We start from the raw sequence: 26408 nt of genomic DNA, 5'->3' as shown, positions 1-26408 counted from the left end.
GGAGGGCGCTCCTTGAAGGTCGGGCGCGGCGGGTAAGCACGCCACGCCCCGGCCCGTCTTGGTTGTTGTTATTGAGCGTTGGCTTTTTCGGCAGCCAGTTCTTCCAGGTCGATGTAGCGGTTGCCGATACGTGGGTGCAGACGGCCACCGTCGGCAGCACCCAGGACCACGACGATTTCATCGGCGCGAGGGGCGTCTTCGATCTGCATTTCCAGGGTGATGTAGTGCGAACGCAGGCCTTCATCGTCCTTCTGCATCATTGGGATCTGGATCGAGGTGCCTGGGCCGCCGCGCTTGTTGGTGAAGCTCAGGTAGCTCTTGGCCTGTACCGCTTCACGGTAGTGGTTGCCGAAGCGCAGGGTGTGGATCACCGCAGAGGCGTGCTCGATTTCGCCGTCGGCGCCGACCACCGCGGCCTTGCCGTAGGCTTCGATCTTGTCGGCACCGCCAATGGCGGCAGTCAGGCGCTCGACCATCAGTGCACCCAGCTCCGAGCAGTTGGCGCGGATTTCCGGCTTCAGATCTTCAACGAAACCGCGACCGGCCCATGGGTTCTTGATCACGACGGCCAGGCCGACCATGGTCACCGGCTTGTCGGTGGCCTTGCCGCCTTCGATGCGGGTCTCTTCGGAGTAGGTGACGATCTTGCGGATTTCGAAACTCATGGATGGCTCCTGGTGAGGGTTATCAGCTCTTGTTGTCTGATGGTATACCATAATATTTGTTGTGCAAGAGGTGGCTGGAAATTTCTCTTGCGGGGGGACGAAAGGTGGGGCTGTTGGGTATGCCTTGAGTTTTTGTGGTGTATTCGAAATCGAGCGCCGCCCGCGCGGCGCATCGCGAGCTGCGCTCGCTCCTACGTTTGTTTTTGGCCAGTAACGCCTGTTGCAGGCGCGCGCGACCGCCTTGTTTGTACGACGCGATTTCGCGCCATGCGCCAAGGCGTTCGCGCGCAAATCCCACAGGAATCACTGGCCCGAAACAAACGTAGGAGCGAGCGCAGCTCGCGATGCGCCGCGCGGGCGGCGCTCGATTTCGAATACACCGCAAGACCCAAGGCGTACCCCTCAAAAAAAGCCCGCTCACGCGAGCCACAAGGGCCCACGGGAGCGGGCTGCGTCCCGCAATGATTCAGGCAATGGGAATTCAGGCGAACGCCGGCACCACTTCCTTGATGAACAGCTCGAGCGACTTCTTCTTCTCGGCGTGGGGCAGACTGTTGTCGCACCAGAAGCTGAACTCGTCGACGCCAAGCTCCTGGTAGTACTTGATGCGCGCAATGATCTCTTCCGGCGTGCCGATCATGGTGTTCTTGCGGATGTTCTCCAGCTGGAACGCCGGTACTTCGGCGAACTTGGACTCCGGGCTCGGCTCCAGGAAGCCATTCACCGGGGTGGTCTTGTTGCCGAACCAGGCATCGAAGGTGCGGTAGAAGCGCGAGATCGCCTGGGCGCCAACCTTCCAGCCCTCCGGTTCGGCCGGGCTGTGCACATGGGTGTGGCGCAGCACCATCAATTGCGGGCGCGGCACGTCCGGGTTGTTGTCCAGGGCAGCCTGGAACTTGTTCTTGAGGTCCAGCACCTCTTCGTCACCCTTCATCAGCGGGGTGACCATGACATTGCAGCCATTGGCAACGGCAAAGTTGTGCGAGTCCGGATCACGGGCGGCGATCCACATAGGCGGCGTGGCGTTGAACGGTTTCGGTACGCTGGTGGAGGTCGGGAACTTGTAGACTTCGCCGTCGTGGGCGTAGTCGCCCTCCCACAGCTTACGCACCACGGGCACCATCTCGCGCAGCGCCTTGCCGCCGTCGGTGGCCGGCATGCCACCTGCCATGCGGTCGAACTCGAACTGGTAGGCACCACGGGCCAGGCCCACTTCCATGCGGCCGTTGCTGATCACGTCGAGCAGGGCGCATTCGCCAGCCACGCGGATCGGGTTCCAGAACGGCGCGATGATGGTGCCGGCGCCCAGGCGGATCTTCTCGGTGCGTGCGGCCAGGTAGGCCAGTAGCGGCATCGGGCTTGGCGAAATGGTGTATTCCATGGCGTGGTGTTCGCCGATCCATACGGTGCTGAAACCGCCGTCTTCGGCCATCAGGGTCAGTTCGGTCAGGTCTTCGAACAGCTGGCGGTGGCTGACCTGTTCATCCCAACGTTCCATGTGCACGAACAACGAAAATTTCATGGGTTTTTCCTCAACGCTTGTTGTTGCCCGTCAGTCAAGCGGGCTTCAGTGTGGGGGCGGGCTGCGTCCTAGTGCAGGCTTCAGGCAAAGGCCGGCAGGCTGGCCATCTTGCCGCGGCAGTACACCATCGGCCGTGGCGCTTCGGCAGGGACGATCAGGTTGTGTACCTTGCCGACCATGATGGCGTGGTCGCCACCTTCATATTCACGCCACAGTTCGCATTCGATGACGGCGGTGGCGCCGGCCAGGATCGGGTTGCCCAGTTCGCTCAGGGTCCACTCGATGCCGCTGGCCTTGTCCTTGCCCTTCTTGGCGAACGCGTAGGCTTCGGCCTGCTGTTCACCGGACAGCAGGTGAATGGCAAAGCGCTTCTGCTTGATCAGTACCGGGTAGGAATCGGAGGTGTAGTTGGGGCAGAACAGCACCAGCGGCGGGTCCATCGACAAGGAAGAGAAAGCGCTGGCGGTCAGGCCGACGACCGAGCCGTCGTCGTCCAGGGTGGTGATGACGGTAACGCCGGACGGGAAGGAGCCCAGGACGTTCTTGTAGACGGTTGCGTCGATCATCTCGTGTACCTCTAAAGGGCTGCGGTGGTCCGCGGTTTTTATCGTTGATGTGTCTGATGGTATACCGTAATACCTATTTTGCAAGCAGAATTTTTATCCCTGTTTTTTCGCGATGAACGGCCCAAAGCCACGTAAACCGTGGCCTTGAGCAGTGGGGCGGTTTGTCGCAGGGGTTTGCGAAGCGGATCAGCGGCCGTTTTTTCGTGCGGATCAGTGTTGTCAAAAGCTTGGAATACCATAATATGGTCCGCAGCTGAGAGGCCGCCTTGATGCGGTTTCCTTACAAAGATAAAAACGACCTTTCGAGCTGAAAACCATGTCCCAACCGTCGTCGCAACACCAGTTTGTCGAGAATCACACGGTCGATTACGTTCCACCTGCCGAGCGCCATGGGAAGGCGCGCGACCTGTTCACCCTCTGGTTCAGTACCAACATTGCGCCACTGCCTATCGTGACCGGTGCCATGGTGGTCCAGGTGTTCCACCTGAACCTGTTGTGGGGCCTGATCGCCATCGTACTGGGCCATCTGGTCGGGGGTGTGGTCATCGCCCTGGCCTCTGCGCAGGGGCCGCAGCTGGGCATTCCGCAGATGGTGCAGAGCCGTGGCCAGTTTGGCCGCTACGGTGCCTTGCTGATCGTGTTCTTCACCGCGCTGATCTATGTCGGCTTCTTCATTTCCAATATCGTCCTGGCAGGCAAGACCATTCACGGCATCGCGCCGAGCGTGCCGATGCCCGGTGCGATCGTGATCGGTGCGCTGAGTGCGACTGCTATTGGCGTGATCGGCTACCGCTTCATCCATATCCTCAACCGCATCGGTACCTGGGTGATGGGCTCGGCGTTGCTTGCCGGTTTCATCATGATGTTCGTCCAGGATCTGCCGGCTGACTTCTTCAGCCGTGGCGCGTTCAACCTGTCGGGCTTCATTGCCACCGTGTCGCTGGGTGTGATCTGGCAGATCAGCTTCTCCCCGTACACCTCCGACTACTCGCGCTATCTGCCCCGTGAAGTGGGCATTGCCAAGCCGTTCTGGGCCACTTACTTCGGCGCCACCCTGGGTACCATCCTGTGCTTCAGCTTTGGTACGGTGGCCGTGCTGTGCGTGCCGGAAGGCACCGACGCAATGGATGCGGTAAAGCAGGCCACCGGCTGGCTGGGCCCGATCCTGATGGTGCTGTTCCTGCTCAACATCATCAGCCACAACGCCCTCAACCTCTACGGCGCCGTGCTGTCGATCGTGACCGCGATCCAGACCTTCATGGCCGAGTGGACGCCGAGCATCAAGGTGCGGGTGATCCTGGCTTCAGTGATTCTGCTGGGCTGCGGGATGGTGGCACTGAACGCCTCGGCGGACTTCATCAGCCACTTCATCGGCCTGATCCTGGCGCTGCTGCTGGTGCTGGTGCCGTGGGCTTCGATCAACCTGATCGACTTCTACCTGATCAAGAAAGGCCAGTACGACATTGCGTCGATCTTCAGCGCCGACGGCGGTATCTATGGCCGCTTCAACCACCACGCGATCATCGCCTATGCCTGCGGCATCCTGGTGCAGCTGCCGTTTGCCAATACTTCGCTGTATGTGGGGCCGTACTCGAACATTGTCGAAGGGGCCGACCTGTCATGGCTGTTCGGCTTGCTGGTGACCGTGCCGTTGTACTACTGCCTGGCGACGCGCGGCAAGGCTGTCGAGAAGGCGGGGCGGGTGGTAAGCGTCAACGATTGACAGACCGCTGTTGCTGTAACCGGGGCCGCAATGCGGCCCCGGCTGTTTTGGATCAAACCTTGAACTGCGCCACCATCCCGTTCAGGTCCACCGCCAACCGCGACAGATCCTGCGCCGCCGCACTGGTCTGGTTCGCGCCCGCCGACGTTTGCGTCGCCAAGTCACGAATATTCACCAGGTTCCGGTCCACCTCGCGTGCGACCTGCGCCTGCTCTTCCGAGGCACTGGCAATCACCAGGTTGCGCTGGTTGATCGAAGCGATGGCCTCGGCTATCACCTCCAACGCCTGCCCTGCGCTTTGCGCCACTGCCAGCGTACCCGTGGCGCGACCCTGGCTGCTGTGCATTGCCGTCACCGCCCGCTCGGTGCCGTTCTGGATACCGGCAATCATCTGCTCGATCTCCGCCGTCGATTGCTGGGTACGGTGGGCGAGGGCGCGTACCTCGTCAGCCACCACGGCAAACCCACGTCCTGCCTCGCCGGCCCTTGCCGCCTCGATGGCGGCGTTCAGTGCCAGCAGGTTGGTCTGCCCGGCAATCGCTCCAATCACGTCCAGCACCCGGCTGATCTCGTTGGCGTTGCTGGCCAGTTGTTCGATCTCGGCCGATGTGCCGGTCACATCCGCTACCAGATGCTGAATGGATGCCAGCGCCTGGTTGACTTGGTCGCGGCCATCTCGGGTGGTCTGGTCAGCGCCTTTGGAAGCATCAGCAGTGCTGACCGCGTTGTTCGCCACTTCCTCGACTGCCGCAGTCATCTGGTTCACCGCCGTGGCGGCCTGGTCGATTTCTGCACTCTGCTGATGCAGGCCGCGGCTGGTGTCTTCAGTGACGGTGTGCAGTTCTTCCGAGGCCGAGGCCAGTTGGTCGGAAGACGCGGCGATCTGGCGAATGGTATCGCGCAGGCTGCCCTGCATCCGGCTCAGGGCGCGCAATAGCATGGCCGGCTCATCGCGACCGGTTACCCGTATCTCGCGGGTCAGGTCGCCGGTCGCAACGCGCTCGGCCACCGCCAGCGCATCGGCCAGCGGCACGACGATACTGCGGGTGAGCAGGGTGGCGATGGCGGCAAGGGCCAGCATGATCACCACCAGTGCGGCGACCAGCGCGGTGAACGCTTCGTCAGCGACGTCGCTGCTGCGCTGCGAGGCTTGTTCGGCGCCTGTGCCGTTATACGCGATCAACGCTGCCATGGCCTGCATCATGCTGTCGGCGCGCTGAGTCAGCGCGCCGCTGATCTGCTGCTTGGCGTCGTCCATACGCCCGGCTTGGATGTCTTGCAGCACGCGGGTCTGTAATTCGAAATAGTGCTGATGAGCAGCGCTGAAGGCATTGAACAGGGCGCGGTCATCGGCAGCGATGATCGTGTCGGCATAATTCTTCAGAGCATTATTCAGCTCGGTATTTATACCGTCGAGCATCTGCAGGTTGCGCACGCGGTCACTGGGGTTGTCGTCCAGGGCGGCACGCAAGGTGACGGCGCGGGCGCGCCCGAGGTTGCTGCTGATGTCACCCAGGGCTATTACGGCCGGCATCCAGGTCACCCGGATTTCATCCGTGGCCTTGTCCATCTGCCGGGTTTCATAAAGTGCGATCAAGCCCATGAACAGGACCAGGATGCCCAACAGGGCGAACACGCTTGCAGCGCGAATGCCGATCTTCAAATTCCGTAACTGCATGGAATGCTCCTTGACGGTGGCGTGCAGGCCTCAGGAGCTTGGGCGGATGGCCGGTCACCGGTATGGCGCCAGGCTCTTGATGCGCTGCGAAGTTGGTTGTGTGTCTCACCCTCGTGACTTTTTTGTTTGAATGATGCCATATGGCCATCATTATTGAACAGTCATTCAACGTAACGGCCAGAACTGGCAAAACCGCCAATTGTTGACGGTTTTGTGAGGAAAATGCCGTTAAACGATGGCGATCATTGGGTCCGCCGCAGCCAGCGCCACGGTGCGGTCAGCCGCTGGCGGGTAAATCCACACCGAGTTGATCTGGCGTTTGAGCTCTTTGCCTTCCTGGCCGTGCAGCTTCAGTTCACGCTCCCAGCCTTCGCTGAAGGCGGCGCCCCAGCCACCCAGGTCAAGGCAAGTGACGTACTTGGGCTGGCGATATACCACCGGATGCAGGCCGAGCAGGTCGGCGACGGCGTTGTTGCCGGCGTGGCGGCCCATGGGGATGGCGTGCTGACACGTCATCAGGGCATGGTTGCCCAAGTCATCTACCGCAGCCCAGGCGGTGTCGCCGGTGGCATAAACGTGGTCCTGGCCCAGCACTTTCAAATGACCATCCACTTTCAGCCGGCCGAAGTGATCGCGCTCCCCGGCAACTTGCGCCGTCAACGGGCTGGCCTTGACGCCAACGGTCCAGATTACCGTGTTGCTGGCGATGTGCTCGCCGTTGTCCAGGGTGACTCCCGCCGCATCGACAGCCACCACCGAAGCGCCGGCCAGCCATTCGACACCGGCCTGTTCACACGCGGCAACAATCGACTGTGTGATCCCTGCACCCAATGCCGCGCCCACTTGCGCACCACGGTCGACCACCACTACCCGCAATGCCGCCTTGGCCCCGAGGATCGAGCGCAGGCGATTAGGCATTTCGGTTGCGGTCTCGATACCGGTGAAGCCGCCACCGCATACCACCACGGTATTGCGAGCTGGCGAAGCCGGCAGGGCGGCCAGATCGACCAGGTGCTGCTCCAGGCGCATGGCCGATTCCATCTGGTCGACATCGAACGCATGCTCAGCCAGGCCTGGTACTGCCGGGCGGGCAACCTGGCTGCCTGCCGCCAGGATCAGGCGGTCGTAGGCGATGCGCTGTGGCTGGCCGTGGGTATCGATATAGCTGACGCTGCGACCTTCGGTGTCGATGCTGTCGGCGTTGCCCGGGATGAAGTGAACGCCCACAGCCGCGAACAGATCACCCAGCGGCGCCTTCATGCCATGCACGTCGGCCTCGTAAAAACGCGGACGAATACGCAGTTCTGGCTGAGGCGCCAGCACGCTGATGCTGAGGTCGCCACGTTGCGCCTGGTCGAGCAGGCGTGCAGCGCTCAGGGCGCTCCAGACACCGGCAAAGCCGGCACCGATGATCAGGATGTTGGATTTCATGAAGGTACTCCGCAAGGTTCGAAGAGGGCCTCGAGGACCAGCTGTATGGCCTTCGATTAACTACGACTATATCGATCGTAGTTATCTTCGGCAAGGGTTTTCCCTTTGCAGTGGCGCTACCTCTCGACGCTTGTTTTGTCAGTGCCGGAGCATCGGCGTAACATATACGACAAAATCGGTCGGAGATTAGAATGTCGCTTTACAGTGCTGGCGTGGAATACGGCATCCATTGCCTGTTGTTTTTAGTCGACGAGCGCGGTGAAACCCGTGATTCCAGCGTGCGCGACCTGGCCGAGCTGCAAGGTGTGCCGCAGGAATACCTGGCCAAGGTCTTCACCAAGCTGGCCCGTGCCGGGCTGGTGGCGGCTACCGAAGGCGTGCGCGGCGGCTTCCGCCTGGCGCGGCCGGCGGCGCAGATCAGCGTGCTGGATATCGTCACTGCCATTGATGGACCGAAGAAGATCTTCGATTGCCGCGAGGTGCGCGAGCGTTGCACCTTGTTCGACGGCTCGCCGCCGACTTGGGCGACCGAGGGTACCTGTGCGATCCACGCGGTGATGCTGGGGGCGCAGAAGCGCATGGAAGAGTCATTGGCACAGCAGACTGTGCTGGACCTGGCCATGCGTTTCGGGCGCAAGGCCCCGGCTGAATTCGGCCAGCAGGTCGTTGCCTGGATGGGGGAGCGGCGGGAGGCCAAGGGGGCTGGGGATATTCCGGTAGAGCAGGTGTGAAGGGGTTGCCCGTACTGGCCTTTGCGCGGGTAGGGATAGACGCCGATCAGCGCCCTTCATGCTGTCGCCGATAGGCCCCAGGCTGCACCCCCACCACCTTGGCGAACGCCCGGGTAAAGGCCGCCACCGATTGGTACCCCACCTGCGCGCCCACGTGCTCCACGGTGTGCCCGGCCTGCAGCAACTGGCAGGCCTGGCGCATGCGCAGCGCCAGCAGAACCTGCCCCGGCGATTGACCCGCCAGCTCGCTGAAACGCTTGAAAAAAGCCGAGCGTGACAACCCGGTGCAAGCTGCCATGCTCTCCAGTGTCCACGCTTGCCCCGGCTGCTCGATCAATTGCTCCAGCAGCCCGGCAAATGCCGGTTGGCGGGCGAGGGCGACCAGGCCGCCAAGCGATTGGCCGGCGTGCACCTGCTGGCGCAGCACATACAGAAACAGCAAATGTGTCAGCCGCTCCAGCAGCGTCTGCGATGGCCCGGGGTTGCGCCGACACTCTTCCAGAATCAACCCGAACAGCGCCCCCGCTGCACTGCCTGCGGGGTCTTTGGCGCGCAGCAGGATCCACTCGGCCAGGCCGTCGACGATCAGCGATGACAGGCCCGAGTGGAAATGAAAGAAGCCGCAGACCAGCCCGACCCCGTCGCCAGCCGTATTGTCCAGTGCCTGCATGACCTGACGCGGTTGCGCGCAGGCGTCGACCGGGTCATGGTCGCTGGACAAGCGATAAGCCAAGTCGCGCAGCAGGAACACGGCATCACCTTGCTCCAAGCGCAGGGCCCGGGGCTGGCCGTCAATGTGCAGCCAGCAATGGCCTTGCACCACCAGGTGGAAGCTGGCCCGGCCCATGCCCTGGGTACTGGCGTGCCAGCCGCCGCAATAGCGGCCTACGTGGAACAGGCTGGCATCGAGCTCCAGGCCTTCTAATAACCAATCGACAAGCGGGCTGGAAGAAATCATCTAAAGCAAAGACTCAGGAGCAAGGAAAGGCGACTGACGAATATGGAGGGTAGTTCTTATAACCAACAGACTGTAGTGACACCCATCAACGGAGATCACTGCATGTCCTCGCGCATCACTTTACACACGCTGCAGAGCGCCCCGGAAGCGGCACGGCCGTTTCTTGAGATTGCGCAGAAGAATTCCGGCTTCATTCCCAACCTGCTTGGCGTGCTGGCCAACGCTCCGGCGGCGCTGGAAACCTACGTCACCGTCTCGGCGCTGAATGGCAAGTCCGACTTGAGCCTGGCCGATCGCGAGGTGGTGCAGCTGATCGCCGCCACCCAGCATGGCTGCGACTTTTGTGTGGCCGGCCACACAGCGGTGGCGCTGAACAAGGCCAAACTGCCGCCGGAGGTGGTCGATGCCCTGCGTGCGCGTGACGAATTGCCCAACGCCCGCCATGAAGCCCTGGCCGCTTTTGCCCGCGAAGTGATCGCCACCCGTGGCAATGTCAGCCAAGCCACCTACCAGACGTTCCGTGAAGCCGGCTTCAGCGAAGGCAACGCGCTGGAAGTGATTCTGGGGGTAAGTCTCGCAACCCTCTGCAACTTTGCTAATGTCTTCGCCCAGACGCCACTCAACGAGGAGCTTGGCAAATACCGTTGGCAGCCTTCTGCGTAGCCCACGTTTGCAAGCGGCCCTCGCGCGGTCGTTGCAGGAGCGGCCCTGTGCCGCGAATGGGCTGCAGAGTAGCCCCGGCGTTTTCTAAAGGAGCAAGACCATGCAGGATTGTGCATTTCGACACTGGCTGGATGCCAATGCCGAGTCCATCGACCGGGGCCTGTGCGAGCCGCACCAGGTGCTGGCGCAGATCGCCGAATCGCAACTGTTGCGCATTGGTGTCGACCCGGCCCTGGGCGGCACGGGTGGGCAGGTGACCGACGCCGTCGAGGCGATTGCCGCCATTGCCAGCCGCTCGTTGGCCGCAGCCTTCGTCTGCTGGGGCCAGCGCGCCTTCATCGAATACCTGTTGCACAGCCCCAACCAGCCCCTGCGCGAGCGCCTGCTACCGCGCCTGCTGACCGGCGAACTGGCCGGGGCCACCGGGCTTTCCAACGCCATGAAATTCCTCTCCGGTATCGAAGCGTTGCAGGTGCGTGGTCGCCCGGCAGCCGATGGTTGGCACCTTGCAGGCCGCCTGCACTGGGTGACCAACCTGCGCCGAAGCGGTTTCGTGGTGGCGGCAGCCATCGAAGATGACGACGGCGGCACGCCGTTCGTGTTGGCCATCCCTTCGGACGCCCCGGGCCTGGAACGCTCCGAGGACCTGCAGTTGATGGGCCTGCAGTCGAGCAACACGGCAGCACTGGCTTTCCAGCAGGTGCACCTGACGCGTGACTGGCTGCTGCACGAAAATGCCCGCGAGTTTCTGCCAGGTGTCCGCCCGGCGTTTTTGGGGCTGCAGTGCGGCATGGCCATCGGCCTGGCGCGGCGCGCACTGGCTGAGGTGCACATGCACCTGCACGGTCGCGCGTCGTTCCTGGATGAAGCGCGCCAAGTGCTCAGCGAGCGACTGGAAAACACCGTCAGCGAGCTTAAGCAGGGCCTGCTGGAGAGCCGCTTCCAGCAACAGCCGGGGGCCTTGTTCAAGCTGCGCATCACGCTGGCCGAAAGTGCTGCCGACGCGGTGCAGCTGGAGTTGCAGGCCAGTGGTGGCAAGGCGTACCTCAGCGAGTACGGCGAAGGCTTTGCCCGCCGCTGGCGGGAATCGGCCTTCGTGCCGATCGTCACGCCCAGCCTGGTGCAACTGCGCGCCGAGCTGCAACGCCAGGCGGGCGCCGCATGAGTGCAGTGTTGCTCGAGGCCCGCACTATCAGCTTGGGCTACCCAGGCGAGGGCGGCTGGCAGCAGGTGCTGGCGCAGTTCGACCTGCAACTGGCACCGGGCGAGGTGGTAAGCATCCTTGGCCCCAGTGGTGTCGGCAAGTCCAGCTTGCTGCGGGTGCTGGCCGGTTTGCAGCAGCCGAGCGGCGGCAGCGTGAGCCTGCACGGCCAGCGGCTGCAGGGCCCGCACCCGCGCCTGGCGGTGGCTTTTCAAGACCCCAGCCTGCTGCCTTGGCTGAGCCTTGAAAAAAACGTCGCGTTCGGCTTGGACTTCGCCCGCCAGCCCAAGGTGGCGGCTGCCGAGCGTCGTGCCCGTATCGACCATGCCATTGCCGCCGTTGGGCTGGCCCACGCGCGCAGCCAGTACCCGGCGCAGCTGTCTGGCGGCATGGCCCAGCGCACCGCACTGGCCCGCTGCCTGGCCCGCCAGCCCGAAGTGCTGCTGCTCGACGAACCGTTCGGCGCACTGGATGAAGTGACTCGCGCCGACATGCAGCAACTGCTGCTGCAACTGATCGCCACCCACAACACGGCGGCGGTACTGATCACCCACGATATCGACGAAGCCTTGCTGCTGTCAGACCGGGTTCTGCTACTGGGCAACCACCCAGCGCACATCCTTGGCCAGTGGCACATCGACCTGCCGCAACCACGGACGCAGCGGGTCGAGGAACTGGGCGCCTTGCGCATCGAAATTCTCAAAACCCTTCGGCGGGCAAGCCGCACAGTCGAACCTACCTCAACCCCGTTGCCCTCGGAGGCTGTCCATGTGCATGGATGACTGCTGTTCCGCTTCTTCACGTCGTGATTTTCTCAAGCTCGGTGCCATGCTGACCGCTGCCGGGGCGTTGCCCTTACTGTCGAGCCTGCAGGCCCGCGCCGCTGCCGAGCCCGACGCGCCGGTGCGCATCGGTTACCTGCCGATCACCGACGCCACGCCATTGCTGGTGGCGCACAACAATGGCCTGTTCGAGGCCGAGGGCATCAAGGCCGAGCGCCCGGTGCTGCTGCGCAGTTGGGCCCAGGTGATCGAGGCGTTCATTTCTGGCCAGGTCAACGTCATCCATCTGCTGTCGCCGATGACCGTGTGGGCACGCTATGGCAGCAAGGTGCCGGCCAAGGTGGTGGCCTGGAACCACGTGGGCGGTTCCGGCCTGACCGTGGCCCCGGACATCAGCGACGTGAAACACCTCGGCGGCAGGACCGTGGCCATCCCGTTCTGGTACTCGATCCATAACGTGGTGCTGCAGCAGATGCTCAATGACAATGGTCTGACGCCGGTGTCGAAGCCGGCCAACGCGCATCTGGCCGCCAACGAGGTCAACCTGCTGGTGCTACCGCCATCGGACATGCCGCCAGCCCTGGCCAGCAAGCGCATCGCCGGCTACATCGTCGCCGAGCCGTTCAACGCGCTGGCCGAGAACCTCAAGGTTGGCCGCGTGCAGCGCTTCACCGGGGACGTCTGGCGCAACCATGCCTGCTGTGTGGTGTTCATGCACGAGCACGATCTGAACAACCGCCCGGAGTGGTCGCAGAAGGTAGTCAACGCCATCGTCAAGGCCCAGCACTGGACCCGGGACCACCGCGCTGAAGCCGCAGCCTTGCTGTCCAAGGCCGGCCCCAACAAATACACCCCGCACGAGCCGGCGGTGTTGAGCAAGGTTCTCGCCCCGGCCGCCGAGGATCGCGCCGGCTACATCGCCAGTGGGGCCATTCGCCATCAGCAGTGGGATGAAAAGCGCATCGACTTCCAGCCATACCCGTTCCCGAGCTACACCGAAGAACTGGTCAAGCGCCTGAAAAACACCCTGATCGAAGGTGACAACGCCTTCCTCGCCGGGCTGGACCCGGTGCAGACCGCTCGCGACCTGGTCGACGACCGCTTTGTGCGCAATGCCATTGCTGCAGTGGGCGGACCGTCGGTGTTCGGTATTGCCGATAACTTCGAGCGTAGCGAGGAGTTCGTGGTCTGATGCGCACGCATGTCGTACATGCCGGGCTTGGTCTGGCCGGCTTACTGGGGCTGTTGCTGTTGTGGTGGGCCGGTGTGGCTGTGTTTGGTCAGGCCGATGGCCTGTCGGCACGCTTTTCGCCGGCGGCAACCCTGGCCAGCCTGGTCGAATTGCTGGGGCAGGGTGAGGTATACGGGCACATCTGGGTCAGCCTCAAGCGCATTCTGGTGGGGCTGCTGCTGGCGCTGCTGATCGGTGTGCCGCTGGGTTTGCTGGTGGGCAGCTACCGGCACCTGGAGGCTGCTACGACGCCAGCGTTTCAGTTCCTGCGCATGATCTCGCCGTTGTCGTGGATGCCGGTGGTGGTGATGCTGATGGGCGTGGGGGACCAGCCGATCTACTTCCTGCTGGCATTTGCCGCCTTGTGGCCGATCCTGCTCAACACGGCCGCCGGAGTACGGCAGTTGGACCCGCGCTGGCTGCAACTGAGCCGCAGCTTGAGCGCCACGCGCTGGGAAACCTTGTGCAAGGTGATCGTGCCGGGGGTGATTGGCCATGTGCTGACTGGCGTGCGCCTGGCCATCGGCATCCTGTGGATCGTGCTGGTGCCGTGCGAAATGCTGGGGGTGAGTGCGGGGCTGGGGTATTTCATTCTCGATACCCGGGACCGGTTGGCGTACTCGGAGCTGATGGCGATGGTGCTGCTGATCGGCGTGCTGGGGTTCGTGCTCGATGCCTTGGCGCGCGGGCTGCATCGGCGTTGGGTGCATGGCTGAGGGGCCAAGGCTGCTACTTCGCGGGTAAACCCGCTCCCACAGGTACGGCACAGTGCTCAAGGCCTGCGTTGTACCTGTGAGTGGGGTTAGTCGCCAACAGCCCCTTGGGTCAATGCACGGTCTTGCGCTGGCGTACACACTCCAGTGCTTGGGCGGTCAGTTCATCCAGCCGCTCATCTCGCATCTGCTCTGCTTCGAGCATCGCATCCTCACCCTGCTGATTCAGCAGGTAGGTATGAATCTGCAGCACTTCCGCCGTCTGGTAGATCGGTGCTATGTCCAGCCGACCGATCAGTGCGCCGCTGGCCTGCCCGGTGCTGCTCATCAGCACCTGCGGACCACTGGCGGCCACCACCTGCATGCCCATGGCCTCGAACCAGGGCACCTGGCTGGCAAAGGCGTTCAGCTCGACACAGGCATGATGCGCCTGCAGGTCGCCCAGCAGGGCGCGGGCGATGCCTTGGCGCCGATGGCTGGGGCGCACGGCGAGAAATGCCAAGGCACAGGCCTGCTCGTCGTCCTCGGCCGGCAGTGACAGGGCAAAGCCCAGCAACTGGTCTGGTGCTTCGGCGTCCAGCGCCAGGGTCAGCGCCACGGCCAGGCCGCGGGTGCCGTCCAGCGCTTGCAGGTACTGGTGCACCTCCATGCCCACGCCGTACTGGTACAGCGGGTACAGCGGGTTGTCGACGGTGATGGCGACACTGCTCAGTTCGCCGACATTGTGGATCACCAGCTCGCGGATCTGGTTTTGGAAAGACTCGGGCGGCACGCTGTCGAGGCGGCTCAGGATGAACATCGGGGGCAGGCTCCGGCGGGTGGGAATACAGCCCGCGCCGTGTCGACGCGGGGGTACAGTCTAACCGGTTTTGCCCAATCAGCCTTGTGCCTGTAGTGCGCCCAGCATCAGGTCGAGGTTTTGCACCGCCGCGCCAGAGGCGCCTTTGCCCAGGTTGTCGAACACGGCAGTGAGCAATACCTGGCCATGTTCGGGGTTGGCGTACAGGGCCAGGCGCAGGTCGTTGCTGTCGTTCAGCGCCTCGGGGTCCAGGTTTGGCGCGGCCCCGTGCTGGTGCAGCGGCATCACCCGGACGTGACGGGCGCCTTGGTAGTGCTGCTCCAGGCAGCCTTGCAGCTGTTCGGCACTGACCTGCCCGGGCAGCAGGCGCAACTGCAGCGGGATGCTCAGTACGATCCCTTGGCGGTAGGCGCCATAACCCGGCATGAACATCGGCCGCGCCGACAGCCCAGCGTGCAGCTGGATCTCCGGCACGTGCTTGTGCGCCAGGTCCAGCCCGTACAGCTGCAGGGTCGGGGCTGGGTCGGCGCCGGGTTGCTCATGCCGCTCGACGGCTGCGCGGCCGCCACCGGAATAGCCGGAAATGGCATGGATATTCAGCGGGTAGTCGGCCGGCAGCAGGCCTGCTTTGATCAGCGGGCGCAGGAGGGCGATGGCGCCGGTCGGGTAGCAGCCCGGGTTGCTTACGCGTTTGCTTTGGGCAATACGCTCGGCCTGTTGGTCATCCAGCTCAGGCAGGCCATAGACCCAGCCTGGCGCAGTGCGGTGCGCGGAGCTGGCGTCGATCACCCTCACCTGAGGGTTGAGGATGGCCGCCACCGCCTCGCGGGCGGCGGCGTCGGGTAGGCACAGCAGCGCGATGTCGGCGCTGTTGATCGCTTCGCGACGGCGCTGTGGGTCCTTGCGTTCGGCCTCGGGCAGGGTCAGCAGACGCAAATCGTTACGGCCTTGCAGGCGGGCATGAATCTGCAGGCCGGTGGTGCCTTGGTCACCATCGATGAAGACAACAGGGGTGGGCATGGTCGCGTTCCGTTCAGAGGGGATGGCCTATGCTCGCTGGTGGCCTTGATAAAGGAAATTTGAATATCATGATGCTGATGTTCATTTTTAATGAATGAGAGAGCTTCCGTGACCTCCGCGCAGCCCAAGGCTGCGGCCGCGGGCTAAGGCGCTTTTCTGCAAAAGTGCCACTGCCAGGAAAACTTGATGCCATGCGCGAAATCAGCCTCGACCGCCTCCGCACGTTGGTAGTCATCAGCGACCTCGGCTCGTTTGCCGAGGCCGCCCGCCAACTCAACCTCGCGCCACCCACCATCAGCTTGCACATAGCCGAGCTGGAAGCGCGCATTGGCGCCCCGTTGCTCACCCGCACCCGTGGCCAGGTTCGGCCTACGGCCATCGGTGAAACGCTGCTGACGCGTGCCCGGCGCCTGCTGGCCGACGCCGGCTTGGCGCTGGACGAAGTACGCCGCCAGGTCGAGGGCCTGACCGGGCGGGTACGCCTGGGTGCGTCTACCGGTGCCATCGCCCATTTGCTGCCCCAGGCATTGGCGCGTTTGCGGGTCGAGCACCCGCGGATCGATGTGCAGGTACAGGTGCTGACCTCCCAGGCATCACTGGCGGGCTTGCGCGAGGGCACGCTGGATATTGGCCTGGTAGCCTTGCCGCAAGTGGCCGGTAAGGGGGTGATGGTCACCCCCTGGCGGCGCGACCCGATCCTGGCCTACATACCGGCTGACTGGCAGCCACCGGCCAGGGTCACCCCTGGCTGGCTGGCGCAGCGGGCGTTGATTCTCAATGACAGCAGCACCCAGCTGTCGAGGGTGACGAGCGAATGGTTTGCGGCGGCGGGGCTATACCCAGAGCCGCGTATCGAGCTGAACTACAACGATGCGATCAAAAGCCTGGTGGGTGCCGGGTATGGGGCGACGCTGTTGCCGCAGGAGGGAGAGGTGGCGGAACTGGACCGACGTGTTGCCCGCCGGCCCTTGCGGCCGGGGCTGTGGCGCCAGCTGGGCATTGCTTGCCGGGAAGGGCAGGTGGAGCGGGCGACGGGGCATGTGTTGCAGGCACTGGAGCGGTTGCGCCAGTGAAGAGTGGCGGGTAGTGGTCCCTGTCTGACAAGGCCCCGCTACCGCCGGGCTGAAGCGCTGCGGGGCTGGCACCGGGCAACTATGCTTTTTTCCGTCGAGCCGCATGCACCTCGACCCACCTTAGGGTTTTCCAGGAGAACGCTTCATGAAATCCACGAAATGCATCCCTCTGCTGGTAATCGCTTCCGTCCTCAGTCTTGCCGCACATGCAGACCCTGCGGGCAACTGTGCGGCCAAGATCAAGGAGCTCGAGGACATCAAGAAAACCGATGGCCAGGCCCTGCACGGCGGCATGGCGCACGATTACCATGAGCTGTTAATGCAGGCCAAAGAAGCTCAGGCCTCAGGGGACATGAGCAAATGCCAGGCTTCGGCCGATCGGGCCAAGACCATCTATAACAAGGCACGCGGCAAGTAGGCACGGACCTGCGCAAGACACATCGCTTACCTGCGATCCAGGCGCTTTACATCCAATGAGCATGATCACGCGGTTGCAATCATGCGAATGGATGTAAAGCGTTTTCGTCGGTACTGCCGCCGCGTTGGCCCTCGATCACCGCTGTGCGGCCTGGCGTAGCGGCACTTCGCGCAGCAGCCAGGAGAGCGCGAACGCGACGCTGGTAATGCCGCCGGCCAGCAGGAACACCTCATGCATGGCGCGGGAAAACGCCTGCAGGTAACTGTGCTGCAGGGCCGCAGGCAGGGCGTGCACGGCGGTAGGCGACAGGCTCGCCGGGCCACCGGCACCCGCGGCGAAATCGCTTGCCAGGCCGCCCAGCAGGGCATGGGAGAACAGCGCGCCGAACAGCGACACACCGATGGCGCCGCCAATCGAGCGGAACAAGGTTGCCCCGGAGGTGGCCACGCCCATGTGCTGCGGTTCGACGCTGTTCTGCACCGCCAGAATCAGCACCTGCATGACCATGCCCAGGCCAGCCCCCAGCAGGCCCATGTACAGGTTCATCAGCGCCATGGGGGTGTCCAGGTCAAGCCGGCTAAGCAGGCCCAGCGCAACCACCTGCAGCAGCGTGCCGAGGATCGGGAACATCCGGTAGCGGCCCCAGCGGCTGATCAGTCGCCCGGTGATCGCCGACACCACCAGCAAGCCGCCCATCAGCGGCAGCATCTGCAACCCGGCACTGGTCGGGGTGGCATTCTTTACCACCTGCATGTACAGCGGCAGGAAGGTGACTGCACCGAACAACGACACCCCGACGATAAAGCCAATCAGGCCGGCAAGCACGAAGGTGCGGTGGCGGAACAGGTGCAGCGGCATGATCGGCTCGGCGGCGCGGCGTTGCTCGACAACGAAACCGACCAGGCCGATCAGGGCGAACAGCGACAGGCACAGCATGTCCAGCGATTGCCACGCCAGCAGGCTACCGCCCAGGCTGGTGATGAGCACCACCGCGCCCAGTGCCACGGTAAGGAAGAACGCGCCGATGTAGTCCACCTTGTGCTGCACCAGTGCCACATGCGGGCGAAACACGCTGCCGATCACCAGCAGCGCCAGCAAGCCCAGCGGCAGGTTGATGTAAAAAATCCAGTGCCAGGACAGGTGCTCGACGAGGAAGCCGCCGATCAATGGCCCGACCACCGTGGCCAGGCCGAACACGCCGCCGAACAGGCCTTGGTAGCGGCCGCGTTCGGCGGGCGGGATGACATCACCGATAGCGGCCATCGCCACCACCATCAGGCCGCCACCCCCCAGGCCTTGCAGGATCCGAAAGGCGATTAGCTCACCCATGGTCTGCGCCGCGCCACACAGCGCCGAGCCCAGCAGAAACAGCACGACGGCGACCTGCAGTACGCGCTTGCGGCCGAACTGGTCGCCGAATTTGCCATACAGCGGCACCACCACCGTCGAGGCCAGCAGGTAAGCGGTAACTACCCACGACAGCCAGCGCAGGCCGCCCAGATCGCTGACGATGGTCGGCAGCGCGGTCGAGACGATGGTCTGGTCGAGGGCGGCCAGGAACATCACCAGCATCAGCGCTGCCAGCAGCAGCGGGATGGAGGTCTGCGCGTCTGTGGCGGCCGGGGAAGTATCTGTGGAAGTCGGTTGCATTGGGCGGACCTCAACGGGGTGTGGCGTGGGCCTGGGCATGCTGTTGGCCGGCGTCCTGCAAGCCTGCCAGGGCAAAGCGGTACAACTGGGCGGCAACTGCGTCGACCGGCATTTGTAGAATCTCGTTCAGCGCCCCAGAGCCACCGCGGGGGCCGATCAGCAACATGGCCCAGGGCGCGGTGACGCACAGAATGCAGCGGGTCAGGGCAGGGTCGTCTGCGGGAATGTGGCTTACCTCGCTGAACAACGCTTTGAGCAGCGACAGGCGCAGCGGTGCGGCAGCCTGCAAATGCGCCTGGCCATGGGGGCTGGGGGCCAGGATTTCCGCAGCCAGCACCCGCAGGTGCCAGTTGTCCCGGGCCGAAGTGGCTTTATGCACCACCAGGTCCACCAGCACCCGCAATTTGTCCTCGGGCGCTTGTGGACCTTGAGTGATGCGTTGCAGGTCGCTGAGGTCGAGGAAACGTTGGCGGGCTTCGTCGAGCACGGCCAGGTACAGGCCGTTGCGGCTACCGAAGTGGTAGTTGATCGAGGCCAAGTCGACCTCGGCTTTGGCAGCGACTGCCTTGTTGCTGGTTTCGGCGTAGCCGAGCGCGGCGAACAGTTCGCCGGCGGCTTCGAGGATGCGGGTGCGGGTGACGGCGCCGTCCTTGCGCGGTTCGCGGGGGGCTGTGGACATGGTGGGGAGCTCTGCGGGCGAGGAAGATGGGCAGAGCATGTCTTAGATTTAGTCTAAATCCAATTTAAATTTAATTTATGGGGGTAGTAGGCACCCCCATTGGAGGCGCAAAGCGCCTCGGGTCATCTCAAGCCTGAAGCAGTCCGTTCAAGCGCTTGCCGTTTTACTCGTCACTACTGGCCGTCTGCTGAACGCGTTCAGCCTTGTCCAGCGGCAGGTGATCGAACTCACGCAAGCCATCCTTGCGATACGGGTCACCAATCCAGCGCGGCGCCACCACGAACAGTGGGCTCACCAGGCTCTTGGCTGGCTCGAACCGGTCATAGCTCAACCCAGCCAGGTCGGACAGCGTGTGGATCAGGTGCGAACTGCTGTACGGGCGGCTGGCCATTGCCTGCAAGTCCCGCGGGTGCGCGGCCTGCCAGCTTGGGGAGGTCCACAGCAGGAACGGGATGGTGTACATCGGCCGGGTCGGCGCCCCTTCATTCCGTCCCAGGCGGTCGTGGTTGCCAGAGGTGTACACGTCTTCACCATGGTCGGACAGGTACATCAGGAAGCCATTGGGCGTGCCGGCCGAGTAACGCTTGATCAGGCTCGAAACCACATAGTCGTTGTAACGTACCGCGTTGTCGTAGAAGTTGTAGGTTTCTACCTGGTCATCTGTCAGTGCGCCTGGTACGCCCTGTCTGTCTTTGAAATGGGTGTAGCTGTCCGGGTAGCGGAAGCGATAGTCCATGTGCGTGCCCAGCAAGTGCACGATGATGAACTTGTTCGGCGCAGTGTCTTGCAAGGCCTTTTCGAACGGTGCCAGCACCACGTCGTCATACTGGCTGGCATTCTGGTTGCGCTGGTTGTTCAGGTAGATCGGCGCGTCCGTCTGCTGCGAGAAGGTGGTCAGCATGGTGTTGCGCTTGGTCATCGTCTGCTGGTTGGTGATCCAGAAGGTCTTGTAGCCTGCCTGTTTCATCAGGTTGATCAGCGACGGGGCGGTGAGGAAGCGGTCGGGGTTCTGCTCGTCGCCGAAGGTGAGAATCTGCTGCATCACTTCGATGGTGTACGGCCGAGGCGATACCACGTCGCGGAACACGGTCAGGCCTTTGTCGTGGGCGGCCAGCGCGTCCAGGTTGGGCGTGGTGTCGCGGTTGTAGCCGTACAGGTGCATGTGCTCGCGGGTGGTGGATTCACCCAGCACCAGTACCAGGGTGCGAGGGGCCGTGCCGCTGCTGTCACGCAGGTTTTGCAAGGGCGGCAGCGCGGCGTTCTGGGCCAGCAACTCCTGCATGTTGTCCAGTTGCTGGCGGTACTGCCGGTAGCCGACCAGCAATTGCCAGGGCACAGCCGGTTCCAGGCGCTGCTGCACTTTTTCCAGGGCGTCGGCGAAATTGCGGTCCTGGGTGACCATTTGCTTGTAGAACGGCAGCACCAGGTTGGCTGCCAGCAACAGTACGACCACTGGCAGGCGGCTGCGCAGCGGCAGGTAGACCGGGCGTACGCGCCGCCACAGCAGCACCGCCAGTAGCGTGTACAGCAGCAGCGCCAGGCCCAGCCAGATACTGAAATACTGGCTGAAGTACTCCCCGGCCTCGGCGGTATTGGACTCGAACATCACGAAAATGACGCTTTGCGAGAACTCTTGGCGATAGATGCCGAAATAGCTCAGGCCTACCAGCGATGCAGCCCACAGCACCACGCCCAGGATAGCGGCAGTGACGCGGGTGAAGCGCGGCAGCAGCAAGACAGGGGCAAGCCACAGGCTGCTGAGGAAGAGTGCGTTACGGAAGCCGGAAAAGCCGGTGGTACCGCTGAACAACAGCAACGCCTGGGTAACCCCGGAAAAGTACCAGAAGAACAGCAACAGCCAGCCCAGGCCGGCCCAGTCCACGCGCTTGTGCGCTGCGGGGGATAGAGTGTGTGACACGTATGCCTCGTCGTACCTTGGCAGCCTGCGGATATGCCCGCGGCCGATAGGGGCGTGACGCTAATCGGTGGGCTGTGAAAATAACGTCAAGGCCACGCGCCAGATAGCCATCACCGCTGATCTGCTGGTTGTGCCGGGGCCTCGAGGCCGAAAGGGCGTCTGGCGCAACGGCTGCGCAATGCGCCAGGCGCACGGGTATGATGGCGGTAGCGAACCGTACTGAAAGGCCCGTGGACCATGAACCGTCGTAAGAAGATCAAGCAGCTGTTGCAGGCGCACCAGAAGAAGGCCAGCGCCAAGCTGGCGCCGCGCAAGCCGAAATACATATGCAAGGCTGAGCGTTTGAAGATGGAGGCCGAGGCGGCAGGGGACATCAGCCAACGGGCCGACTGAGGCAAACCCTGGAGCGGCCTTGTGTCGCGAATGCAACGCAAGGCCGCTACAGCTGGGGCGGGTCAGCTTCAGCGGCGGTAGTGACGGTGCTCGTCATAGTGGCGCTGGTGCATTGCCCGCTCGTGACGGCGCTCCCAATCCCGGCGGCGTTCCCAGTCGCGGCGCCGCTCCCAATCTCGACGGGCCTGCTCACGCCGCCATTGCTCGCGGCGCCAGTCGCTCCTGTGGTCGTGCCAACGATCGTCATCGTGCGCCAGCAGCGTGGCCGGCTGTGTGTCGGCCACACTGGCCACCCTCGACCAGGGGTTGCTGGCCGGCTGCAGCGGTGACTGAACGGCCGGTGCAACGGCGTCTGGTGCTTTCATTTGTGTTGCCGATGCCGTGCCCACAGCCGCGAACGAGAACAGGCCGAGCAGCATCAACCTAGCGACATGTTTTTTCATGAGCGAAGCCAACCTCTGATCACAATTGAGCTATCTGGCCAGCAGGGACGGGGCGGAGCTTTTCTCGCCTGCCGCCGCCTTTCTGCGCCTCACTCATAGACCTGCAATCGAGAAAAAGTTCGCTGCAGCAACAACTTGTAGAACTTGCGTGCTTGCACATACACATGCTGCGCAGGTTTCGGGCTGACGATTTCTGTGGACTGGCTGCGGTTGCTAACACCGAGGCTGCAGGTGCCATGCGCGCAGTCAACCGTCCGTGAACACCTCGCGCAAGTGCCCCCGATAACTGTCGAACGCAGCAATTGCCCCTGCCACCACTTGGGCTTCTTCCCGTTCATCCAGCAGCAAGCCATCCAGCCTGGCAACGAACTCGCGCCAGTGCAGCGCTCGGCCATCCGGGTGCGGCGCCAGGTGACGCGCGCCTAGGTCGCCAGCCAGCCCCAGGCGTTGGGTGTGCTTGAACAGAAACGCCGCGCCCAGGTTCGAACCTTCACTGCAGTACAGCCAGCCCAGGGCCTGGGCCGGGCTGGCGCACACCGGTTGCACAGGCGACGGCAGCGGCAGGCCCAGGTCGCGCAAATCGGCCTCGACCGCCGCAAAGCGCGACAGTGCCAGCAAGCCCGGCAGTTGCAGGTTGAGGCGTTCATCCTGGTACAGCGCCAACAGGCTGCCATGAAACCGGTGCTGCACCTGCAGGAAGCGGCCATAGCGTTCGCGGCTCTCGAAGGGCCGGGCGGCCATCACCAGTTGATCGACGCTGTCATGGTCCCGGCTGCTGGCCGCTTTCAAGCGTTTGCAGCGGCCTGAGTCCGGTATAAGTGAGGGTGCAGCGGTCATTGGCATATCCGTGGCATAAGGGCAATGAGCTCATCATGCTTGCCATCCCAGGCAAGCAGCAAGCACCACGCATGTCGACCATGGGACCCCCAGGGCCGAACACCGTTGAAGCCGCCCATGACGGCGTTGGCAGCCAATCCTGCAACAAAAAGGAGGATGCGGGCCGCCAAGCGGCCCGCCTGAATCAGGCGCCGCTGACCAGTTGGTGGGCCAGTTGGTTGTGGCGTTCCAGCACCCGTGGCAGATCGACGGTTGCCAACTGCCCGTCCTTGACCACCACGCGGCCATTGATCACGCTGGTGTGCACCTGGGTCGGGGTGCAGAACACCAGGGCCGCCAACGGGTCGTGAAGGCCGCCGGCATAGGCCACGTGGCCCAGGTCGAAGGCGACGAAGTCGGCGGCCATGCCCGGGGCCAGGGCACCGATGTCATTGCGGTTGAGCACCTTGGCGCCCCCCAGGGTGGCAATTTCCAGCGCTTCGCGGGCGGTCATGGCGTCGGGGCCGAAACCCACGCGTTGCAGCAGCAGGGCCTGGCGCACTTCGCCGATCATGCTGGCGCCGTCGTTGGACGCCGAACCGTCGACCCCCAGGCCGACCGGTACGCCGTGGTCGCGCATCTTGCGTACCGGGGCGATGCCGGAGGCCAGGCGCATGTTCGAACACGGGCAGTGGGCGACACCGGTACCGGTACGGGCGAACAGCTCGATGCCGTGCTGGTCGAGTTGCACGCAGTGGGCGTGCCAGACATCGTGGCCGACCCAGCCGAGGTCTTCGGCGTACTCAGCAGGGGTCATGCCGAATTTCTCGCGGCTGTAGGCGATGTCGTTGACGTTTTCGGCCAGGTGGGTATGCAGCGACACGCCGTACTGGCGCGCCAGCACGGCGGCTTCGCGCATCAGGTCGCGGCTGACAGAGAACGGCGAGCAAGGTGCTACCACGATGCGCCGCATCGATCCGTGGCTGGCGTCGTGGTAGTCCTCGATCAGGCGCTGGGATTCCTTGAGGATGTCAGCTTCCTTTTCCACCACCGAATCAGGCGGCAAGCCACCCTGGCTCTGGCCCACGCTCATGCTGCCGCGCGCGGCGTGGAAGCGCATGCCGATTTCGGCGGCAGCATGGATGCTGTCATCGAGCTTGCAGCCGTTGGGGTAGATGTACAGGTGGTCGCTGGAGGTGGTGCAGCCGGACAAGATCAGCTCGGCCATGGCGGTCTGCGTCGACACCGCGATCATTTCCGGGGTCAGGCGTGCCCAGATCGGGTACAAGTTGGTCAGCCAGTTGAACAGTTCGCCATCCTGGGCTGCCGGCACCACGCGGGTCAGGCTCTGGTACATGTGGTGGTGGGTGTTGACCAGGCCGGGGATGACCACCTTGCCGGCCATGTCCAGCACCACGTCGGCGTGCTGCGGCAGGGTATCGCTGGGGCCGACCTGCTTGATCAGGTTGTCTTCGATGTACAGGCCGCCGTTCTTGATCTCACGGCGCTCGCCGTCCATGGTGACCAGAAGTTCGGCGTTTTTGACGAGAAGGGTTTTCTTGGTAGTAGCAAATGACATGGCTTAAGCCCGTCGCAATACGCATCGGCGGTTACCGATGTCGTAGGCGAGCGCTTATGTAATCAGGAAACCTTGAAGTTGTATACATCTTGCAATGCGCCAGCGACACTCCGTGAACAGGCAGGTCCAGGCGGTTGACAATGATCTGCCATCGCAGAGGGGGGCTTGCGCAACACAAGGCCCCTTCCGCAAAGACCGTGCTCAGTCGGCCATCTGCAACGCCGGCAGCTTGACCCGGAACGCCCGGGTCAGCCCCAGCAGCACCAGCAGGCCCAGGCCCATCCAGCACAGGCCGATGGTGAACGACAGGCTGGTCAGGCTGCTCCACAGCCACAGCGTGCTTAGGAAGCCCAACCCGGGAATGGCGCCATAGAGCAGGACATTACGGCCACCACGCAGTCGCTGGTCTACCAGGTAGTGCTTGACCACCGCCAGGTTCACCGCCGAAAACGCGAACAGCGCGCCGAAGCTGATCATGTTGGCCACCGTGTCGAGGGTGATCACCAGGGCGATCAACGACAGCAGGCTCACCACCAGGATGGCCGTGGCCGGCACGCGTTTCTTCGTCACCAGCTGGCCGAATGCACGCGGCAACGCACCGTCACGGCCCATGGCGAACAGCACCCTCGACACACTGGCCTGCGACACCATGGCCGATGCAAAGCAGCCGGCCACGTAGGTAGCGGTAAAGGCGGTGACCAGCAGCTCGCCGCCCACCCGGCGCATCACGTCTACCGAGGCCGAATCTGGGTCGGCGAAGCTGCCCCAGTCGGGGAACACCATCTGCGCGCAGTACGAGACCACCAGGAACAGCAAGCCGCCGATCAGGGACACGGCAAGGATCGCCACCGGTATGCGATACGTCGGGTTGCTGGTTTCCTCGGCCATGGTCGATACCGCATCGAAGCCCAGGAACGACAGGCACAACACGGCCGCGCCCGTCATGATCAGCGGCACGCTGAAGCCCTCGTGGTGGAACGGTGCCAGCAGCGACACCGGTTGCGCCTGGCCGTTGAGCTTGAGCACGGACAAGCTGACGAACACGACAATGAATACCAGCTGCGCCACCACCAGGATCCAGTTGACCCGGGTGATCGATTCGATGCCGATCAGGTTGAGGAAGGTGACCAGGGCTATGGATCCTGCCACCCACACCCACGCATGAATGGTCGGGAAGTACTCCGACATGTAGATGCCGATCAGGAGGTAGCTGAGCAATGGCAGGAAAATGTAATCGAGCAGCAGGGTCCAGCCCGTGATGAAGCCGATGTGGCTGCCAAAGGCCTTGCGCGTGTAGGTGTAGACCGAACCGGAGTAGGGGTGGGCCTGGACCATGCGGCCGTAGCTGTAGGCGGTGAGCAACATGGCGGCGAGGGTCAGCAGATAGGCGGTGGGCAGGTGCCCCTTGGTCATCTGGGTGACCAGCCCATAGGTGGTGAAGACGGCCAGCGGCACCATGTAGGCCAGGCCGAACAGCACCAGAGCGGTCATCCCCATGGACTTGCGAAAGCGCCCGCTGCTGGGAGCGGGTTGCGAGGGTGCATGCGGGGCGGCGGGATGAGCTGTACTTGTTGTTGTATGCATTGCTAACTCCTGAAAAGGGATGCAGGGCACCGCGGCAGGCGAGCAGGGCTCGCTACCGGTGGGCGTCATGCAAGGAGGTCGAGCGGAAGGCTCGCAGCGCTGGGGCAGGTTGATGCTCCCACACCCCGACGGCACCCGGAATCACCCTTTGGGGTGAGCTGAAGCAGCGACG

The 26408-nt window shown here is 63.4% G+C and carries 25 protein-coding genes; 10 read left to right on the top strand and 15 right to left on the bottom strand.

Features of this window, described 5'->3' with window-relative positions:
- Positions 1 to 68: 68 nt before the first annotated feature.
- From DMX11_RS03060 to DMX11_RS03050, 3 genes are all read right to left on the bottom strand, one after another.
- A complete protein-coding gene (locus DMX11_RS03060) occupies positions 69 to 665 on the bottom strand; it encodes an amino acid synthesis family protein (protein WP_003256068.1) in 597 nt (198 codons plus the stop codon).
- 481 nt (positions 666 to 1146) lie between these two features.
- Positions 1147 to 2187: an LLM class flavin-dependent oxidoreductase gene (locus DMX11_RS03055; protein ID WP_110743160.1), complete on the bottom strand. Its 1041-nt coding sequence runs from the start codon at positions 2185 to 2187 to the stop codon at positions 1147 to 1149.
- Positions 2188 to 2267: 80 nt separating this feature from the next.
- Positions 2268 to 2753 carry a flavin reductase family protein gene (locus DMX11_RS03050; protein ID WP_110743159.1) on the bottom strand — a complete coding sequence of 162 codons (486 nt, stop codon included), beginning with the start codon at positions 2751 to 2753 and terminating at the stop codon, positions 2268 to 2270.
- A gap of 316 nt (positions 2754 to 3069) precedes the next feature.
- Between DMX11_RS03050 and DMX11_RS03045 the strand changes: the two genes are divergently transcribed.
- The gene (locus tag DMX11_RS03045; RefSeq protein WP_110743158.1) at positions 3070 to 4476 is read left to right on the top strand and encodes a cytosine permease; all 1407 of its coding nucleotides are present in this window, start codon (positions 3070 to 3072) and stop codon (positions 4474 to 4476) included.
- 52 nt (positions 4477 to 4528) lie between these two features.
- Here DMX11_RS03045 and DMX11_RS03040 read toward each other — a convergent pair whose 3' ends face one another.
- The gene (locus DMX11_RS03040; RefSeq protein ID WP_110743157.1) at positions 4529 to 6154 is read right to left on the bottom strand and encodes a methyl-accepting chemotaxis protein; all 1626 of its coding nucleotides are present in this window, start codon (positions 6152 to 6154) and stop codon (positions 4529 to 4531) included.
- A gap of 228 nt (positions 6155 to 6382) precedes the next feature.
- Entirely contained in the window at positions 6383 to 7585 is a 1203-nt protein-coding gene (locus DMX11_RS03035) for an NAD(P)/FAD-dependent oxidoreductase (RefSeq protein WP_110743156.1), read from the bottom strand.
- A 191-nt stretch (positions 7586 to 7776) separates the two neighbouring features.
- Here DMX11_RS03035 and DMX11_RS03030 point away from each other — a divergent pair, with 191 nt between their 5' ends.
- The gene (locus DMX11_RS03030; protein WP_110743155.1) at positions 7777 to 8316 is read left to right on the top strand and encodes an Rrf2 family transcriptional regulator; all 540 of its coding nucleotides are present in this window, start codon (positions 7777 to 7779) and stop codon (positions 8314 to 8316) included.
- A gap of 46 nt (positions 8317 to 8362) precedes the next feature.
- Here the strand turns inward: DMX11_RS03030 and DMX11_RS03025 are convergent, their stop codons facing one another.
- Positions 8363 to 9274, bottom strand: coding sequence for an AraC family transcriptional regulator (locus tag DMX11_RS03025; RefSeq protein ID WP_110743154.1), 912 nt, complete (start codon positions 9272 to 9274; stop codon positions 8363 to 8365).
- A 102-nt stretch (positions 9275 to 9376) separates the two neighbouring features.
- Here DMX11_RS03025 and DMX11_RS03020 point away from each other — a divergent pair, with 102 nt between their 5' ends.
- The 5 genes from DMX11_RS03020 to DMX11_RS03000 all read left to right on the top strand — a co-directional run bounded on the left by DMX11_RS03020 (position 9377) and on the right by DMX11_RS03000 (position 13867).
- A complete protein-coding gene (locus DMX11_RS03020; protein WP_110743153.1) occupies positions 9377 to 9937 on the top strand; it encodes a carboxymuconolactone decarboxylase family protein in 561 nt (186 codons plus the stop codon).
- 100 nt (positions 9938 to 10037) lie between these two features.
- Positions 10038 to 11102: an acyl-CoA dehydrogenase family protein gene (locus DMX11_RS03015; RefSeq protein ID WP_110743152.1), complete on the top strand. Its 1065-nt coding sequence runs from the start codon at positions 10038 to 10040 to the stop codon at positions 11100 to 11102.
- The gene (locus DMX11_RS03010) at positions 11099 to 11920 is read left to right on the top strand and encodes an ABC transporter ATP-binding protein (protein ID WP_110743151.1); all 822 of its coding nucleotides are present in this window, start codon (positions 11099 to 11101) and stop codon (positions 11918 to 11920) included. The genes DMX11_RS03015 and DMX11_RS03010 overlap by 4 nt, the downstream gene beginning before the upstream one ends.
- Positions 11907 to 13112: an ABC transporter substrate-binding protein gene (locus tag DMX11_RS03005; protein WP_110743150.1), complete on the top strand. Its 1206-nt coding sequence runs from the start codon at positions 11907 to 11909 to the stop codon at positions 13110 to 13112. The genes DMX11_RS03010 and DMX11_RS03005 overlap by 14 nt, the downstream gene beginning before the upstream one ends.
- Complete coding sequence (locus DMX11_RS03000; RefSeq protein ID WP_110743149.1) at positions 13112 to 13867, top strand: ABC transporter permease; 756 nt, start codon at positions 13112 to 13114, stop codon at positions 13865 to 13867. Before DMX11_RS03005 ends, DMX11_RS03000 begins: the two co-directional genes overlap by 1 nt.
- A gap of 109 nt (positions 13868 to 13976) precedes the next feature.
- On the opposite strand, the gene DMX11_RS02995 is transcribed toward DMX11_RS03000, so the two are convergent.
- Positions 13977 to 14663, bottom strand: coding sequence for a GNAT family N-acetyltransferase (locus DMX11_RS02995; protein ID WP_110743148.1), 687 nt, complete (start codon positions 14661 to 14663; stop codon positions 13977 to 13979).
- Between the two features lie 78 nt (positions 14664 to 14741).
- Entirely contained in the window at positions 14742 to 15683 is a 942-nt protein-coding gene (gene argC, locus DMX11_RS02990; protein ID WP_110743147.1) for an N-acetyl-gamma-glutamyl-phosphate reductase, read from the bottom strand.
- Positions 15684 to 15874: 191 nt separating this feature from the next.
- Between argC and DMX11_RS02985 the strand changes: the two genes are divergently transcribed.
- Together DMX11_RS02985 and DMX11_RS02980 are read left to right on the top strand one after the other, a co-directional pair.
- Positions 15875 to 16756 carry a LysR family transcriptional regulator gene (locus DMX11_RS02985; protein WP_110743146.1) on the top strand — a complete coding sequence of 294 codons (882 nt, stop codon included), beginning with the start codon at positions 15875 to 15877 and terminating at the stop codon, positions 16754 to 16756.
- A 145-nt stretch (positions 16757 to 16901) separates the two neighbouring features.
- On the top strand, positions 16902 to 17174 hold the full coding sequence (locus DMX11_RS02980; RefSeq protein WP_110743145.1) for a hypothetical protein: 273 nt from the start codon (positions 16902 to 16904) through the stop codon (positions 17172 to 17174).
- A 135-nt stretch (positions 17175 to 17309) separates the two neighbouring features.
- Here the strand turns inward: DMX11_RS02980 and DMX11_RS02975 are convergent, their stop codons facing one another.
- The 3 genes from DMX11_RS02975 to DMX11_RS02965 form a co-directional block, all read right to left on the bottom strand.
- Positions 17310 to 18824 carry an MDR family MFS transporter gene (locus tag DMX11_RS02975; RefSeq protein ID WP_110743144.1) on the bottom strand — a complete coding sequence of 505 codons (1515 nt, stop codon included), beginning with the start codon at positions 18822 to 18824 and terminating at the stop codon, positions 17310 to 17312.
- Between the two features lie 10 nt (positions 18825 to 18834).
- Complete coding sequence (locus DMX11_RS02970; RefSeq protein ID WP_110743143.1) at positions 18835 to 19503, bottom strand: TetR/AcrR family transcriptional regulator; 669 nt, start codon at positions 19501 to 19503, stop codon at positions 18835 to 18837.
- Between the two features lie 163 nt (positions 19504 to 19666).
- Positions 19667 to 21421 (bottom strand): phosphoethanolamine transferase CptA, encoded by a 1755-nt coding sequence (locus DMX11_RS02965; RefSeq protein WP_110743142.1) that lies wholly within the window; start codon positions 21419 to 21421, stop codon positions 19667 to 19669.
- Positions 21422 to 21658: 237 nt separating this feature from the next.
- On the opposite strand from DMX11_RS02965, the gene DMX11_RS02960 reads away from it, so the two are divergent.
- Positions 21659 to 21814 (top strand): DUF2986 domain-containing protein, encoded by a 156-nt coding sequence (locus tag DMX11_RS02960; RefSeq protein ID WP_110743141.1) that lies wholly within the window; start codon positions 21659 to 21661, stop codon positions 21812 to 21814.
- Positions 21815 to 21882: 68 nt separating this feature from the next.
- Here the strand turns inward: DMX11_RS02960 and DMX11_RS02955 are convergent, their stop codons facing one another.
- The 4 genes from DMX11_RS02955 to DMX11_RS02940 all read right to left on the bottom strand — a co-directional run bounded on the left by DMX11_RS02955 (position 21883) and on the right by DMX11_RS02940 (position 26236).
- Positions 21883 to 22233, bottom strand: a complete 351-nt coding sequence (locus DMX11_RS02955; RefSeq protein WP_110743140.1) for a hypothetical protein — start codon at positions 22231 to 22233, stop codon at positions 21883 to 21885.
- Positions 22234 to 22503: 270 nt separating this feature from the next.
- Positions 22504 to 23094, bottom strand: coding sequence for a biliverdin-producing heme oxygenase (locus tag DMX11_RS02950; protein ID WP_110743139.1), 591 nt, complete (start codon positions 23092 to 23094; stop codon positions 22504 to 22506).
- Between the two features lie 184 nt (positions 23095 to 23278).
- Complete coding sequence (locus DMX11_RS02945; protein ID WP_110743138.1) at positions 23279 to 24652, bottom strand: 8-oxoguanine deaminase; 1374 nt, start codon at positions 24650 to 24652, stop codon at positions 23279 to 23281.
- A 201-nt stretch (positions 24653 to 24853) separates the two neighbouring features.
- On the bottom strand, positions 24854 to 26236 hold the full coding sequence (locus tag DMX11_RS02940) for an APC family permease (RefSeq protein ID WP_110743137.1): 1383 nt from the start codon (positions 26234 to 26236) through the stop codon (positions 24854 to 24856).
- Between the last annotated feature and the right edge of the window lie 172 nt (positions 26237 to 26408).

This window comes from Pseudomonas sp. LB-090624, assembly GCF_003205205.1.
Classification (GTDB): Bacteria; Pseudomonadota; Gammaproteobacteria; order Pseudomonadales; family Pseudomonadaceae; genus Aquipseudomonas.
This window is presented reverse-complemented; position numbering and strand designations above follow the sequence as displayed.

Excerpts from the sequence above, each read along its gene's own strand:
- DMX11_RS03060 (WP_003256068.1), bottom strand. The coding sequence starts at position 665 with ATGAGTTTCGAAATCCGCAAGATCGTCACCTACTCCGAAGAGACCCGC.
- DMX11_RS03055 (WP_110743160.1), bottom strand. The coding sequence starts at position 2,187 with ATGAAATTTTCGTTGTTCGTGCACATGGAACGTTGGGATGAACAGGTC.
- DMX11_RS03050 (WP_110743159.1), bottom strand. The coding sequence starts at position 2,753 with ATGATCGACGCAACCGTCTACAAGAACGTCCTGGGCTCCTTCCCGTCC.
- DMX11_RS03045 (WP_110743158.1), top strand. The coding sequence starts at position 3,070 with ATGTCCCAACCGTCGTCGCAACACCAGTTTGTCGAGAATCACACGGTC.
- DMX11_RS03040 (WP_110743157.1), bottom strand. The coding sequence starts at position 6,154 with ATGCAGTTACGGAATTTGAAGATCGGCATTCGCGCTGCAAGCGTGTTC.
- DMX11_RS03035 (WP_110743156.1), bottom strand. The coding sequence starts at position 7,585 with ATGAAATCCAACATCCTGATCATCGGTGCCGGCTTTGCCGGTGTCTGG.
- DMX11_RS03030 (WP_110743155.1), top strand. The coding sequence starts at position 7,777 with ATGTCGCTTTACAGTGCTGGCGTGGAATACGGCATCCATTGCCTGTTG.
- DMX11_RS03025 (WP_110743154.1), bottom strand. The coding sequence starts at position 9,274 with ATGATTTCTTCCAGCCCGCTTGTCGATTGGTTATTAGAAGGCCTGGAG.
- DMX11_RS03020 (WP_110743153.1), top strand. The coding sequence starts at position 9,377 with ATGTCCTCGCGCATCACTTTACACACGCTGCAGAGCGCCCCGGAAGCG.
- DMX11_RS03015 (WP_110743152.1), top strand. The coding sequence starts at position 10,038 with ATGCAGGATTGTGCATTTCGACACTGGCTGGATGCCAATGCCGAGTCC.
- DMX11_RS03010 (WP_110743151.1), top strand. The coding sequence starts at position 11,099 with ATGAGTGCAGTGTTGCTCGAGGCCCGCACTATCAGCTTGGGCTACCCA.
- DMX11_RS03005 (WP_110743150.1), top strand. The coding sequence starts at position 11,907 with ATGTGCATGGATGACTGCTGTTCCGCTTCTTCACGTCGTGATTTTCTC.
- DMX11_RS03000 (WP_110743149.1), top strand. The coding sequence starts at position 13,112 with ATGCGCACGCATGTCGTACATGCCGGGCTTGGTCTGGCCGGCTTACTG.
- DMX11_RS02995 (WP_110743148.1), bottom strand. The coding sequence starts at position 14,663 with ATGTTCATCCTGAGCCGCCTCGACAGCGTGCCGCCCGAGTCTTTCCAA.
- argC (WP_110743147.1), bottom strand. The coding sequence starts at position 15,683 with ATGCCCACCCCTGTTGTCTTCATCGATGGTGACCAAGGCACCACCGGC.
- DMX11_RS02985 (WP_110743146.1), top strand. The coding sequence starts at position 15,875 with ATGCGCGAAATCAGCCTCGACCGCCTCCGCACGTTGGTAGTCATCAGC.
- DMX11_RS02980 (WP_110743145.1), top strand. The coding sequence starts at position 16,902 with ATGAAATCCACGAAATGCATCCCTCTGCTGGTAATCGCTTCCGTCCTC.
- DMX11_RS02975 (WP_110743144.1), bottom strand. The coding sequence starts at position 18,824 with ATGCAACCGACTTCCACAGATACTTCCCCGGCCGCCACAGACGCGCAG.
- DMX11_RS02970 (WP_110743143.1), bottom strand. The coding sequence starts at position 19,503 with ATGTCCACAGCCCCCCGCGAACCGCGCAAGGACGGCGCCGTCACCCGC.
- DMX11_RS02960 (WP_110743141.1), top strand. The coding sequence starts at position 21,659 with ATGAACCGTCGTAAGAAGATCAAGCAGCTGTTGCAGGCGCACCAGAAG.
- DMX11_RS02955 (WP_110743140.1), bottom strand. The coding sequence starts at position 22,233 with ATGCTGCTCGGCCTGTTCTCGTTCGCGGCTGTGGGCACGGCATCGGCA.
- DMX11_RS02950 (WP_110743139.1), bottom strand. The coding sequence starts at position 23,094 with ATGACCGCTGCACCCTCACTTATACCGGACTCAGGCCGCTGCAAACGC.
- DMX11_RS02945 (WP_110743138.1), bottom strand. The coding sequence starts at position 24,652 with ATGTCATTTGCTACTACCAAGAAAACCCTTCTCGTCAAAAACGCCGAA.
- DMX11_RS02940 (WP_110743137.1), bottom strand. The coding sequence starts at position 26,236 with ATGCATACAACAACAAGTACAGCTCATCCCGCCGCCCCGCATGCACCC.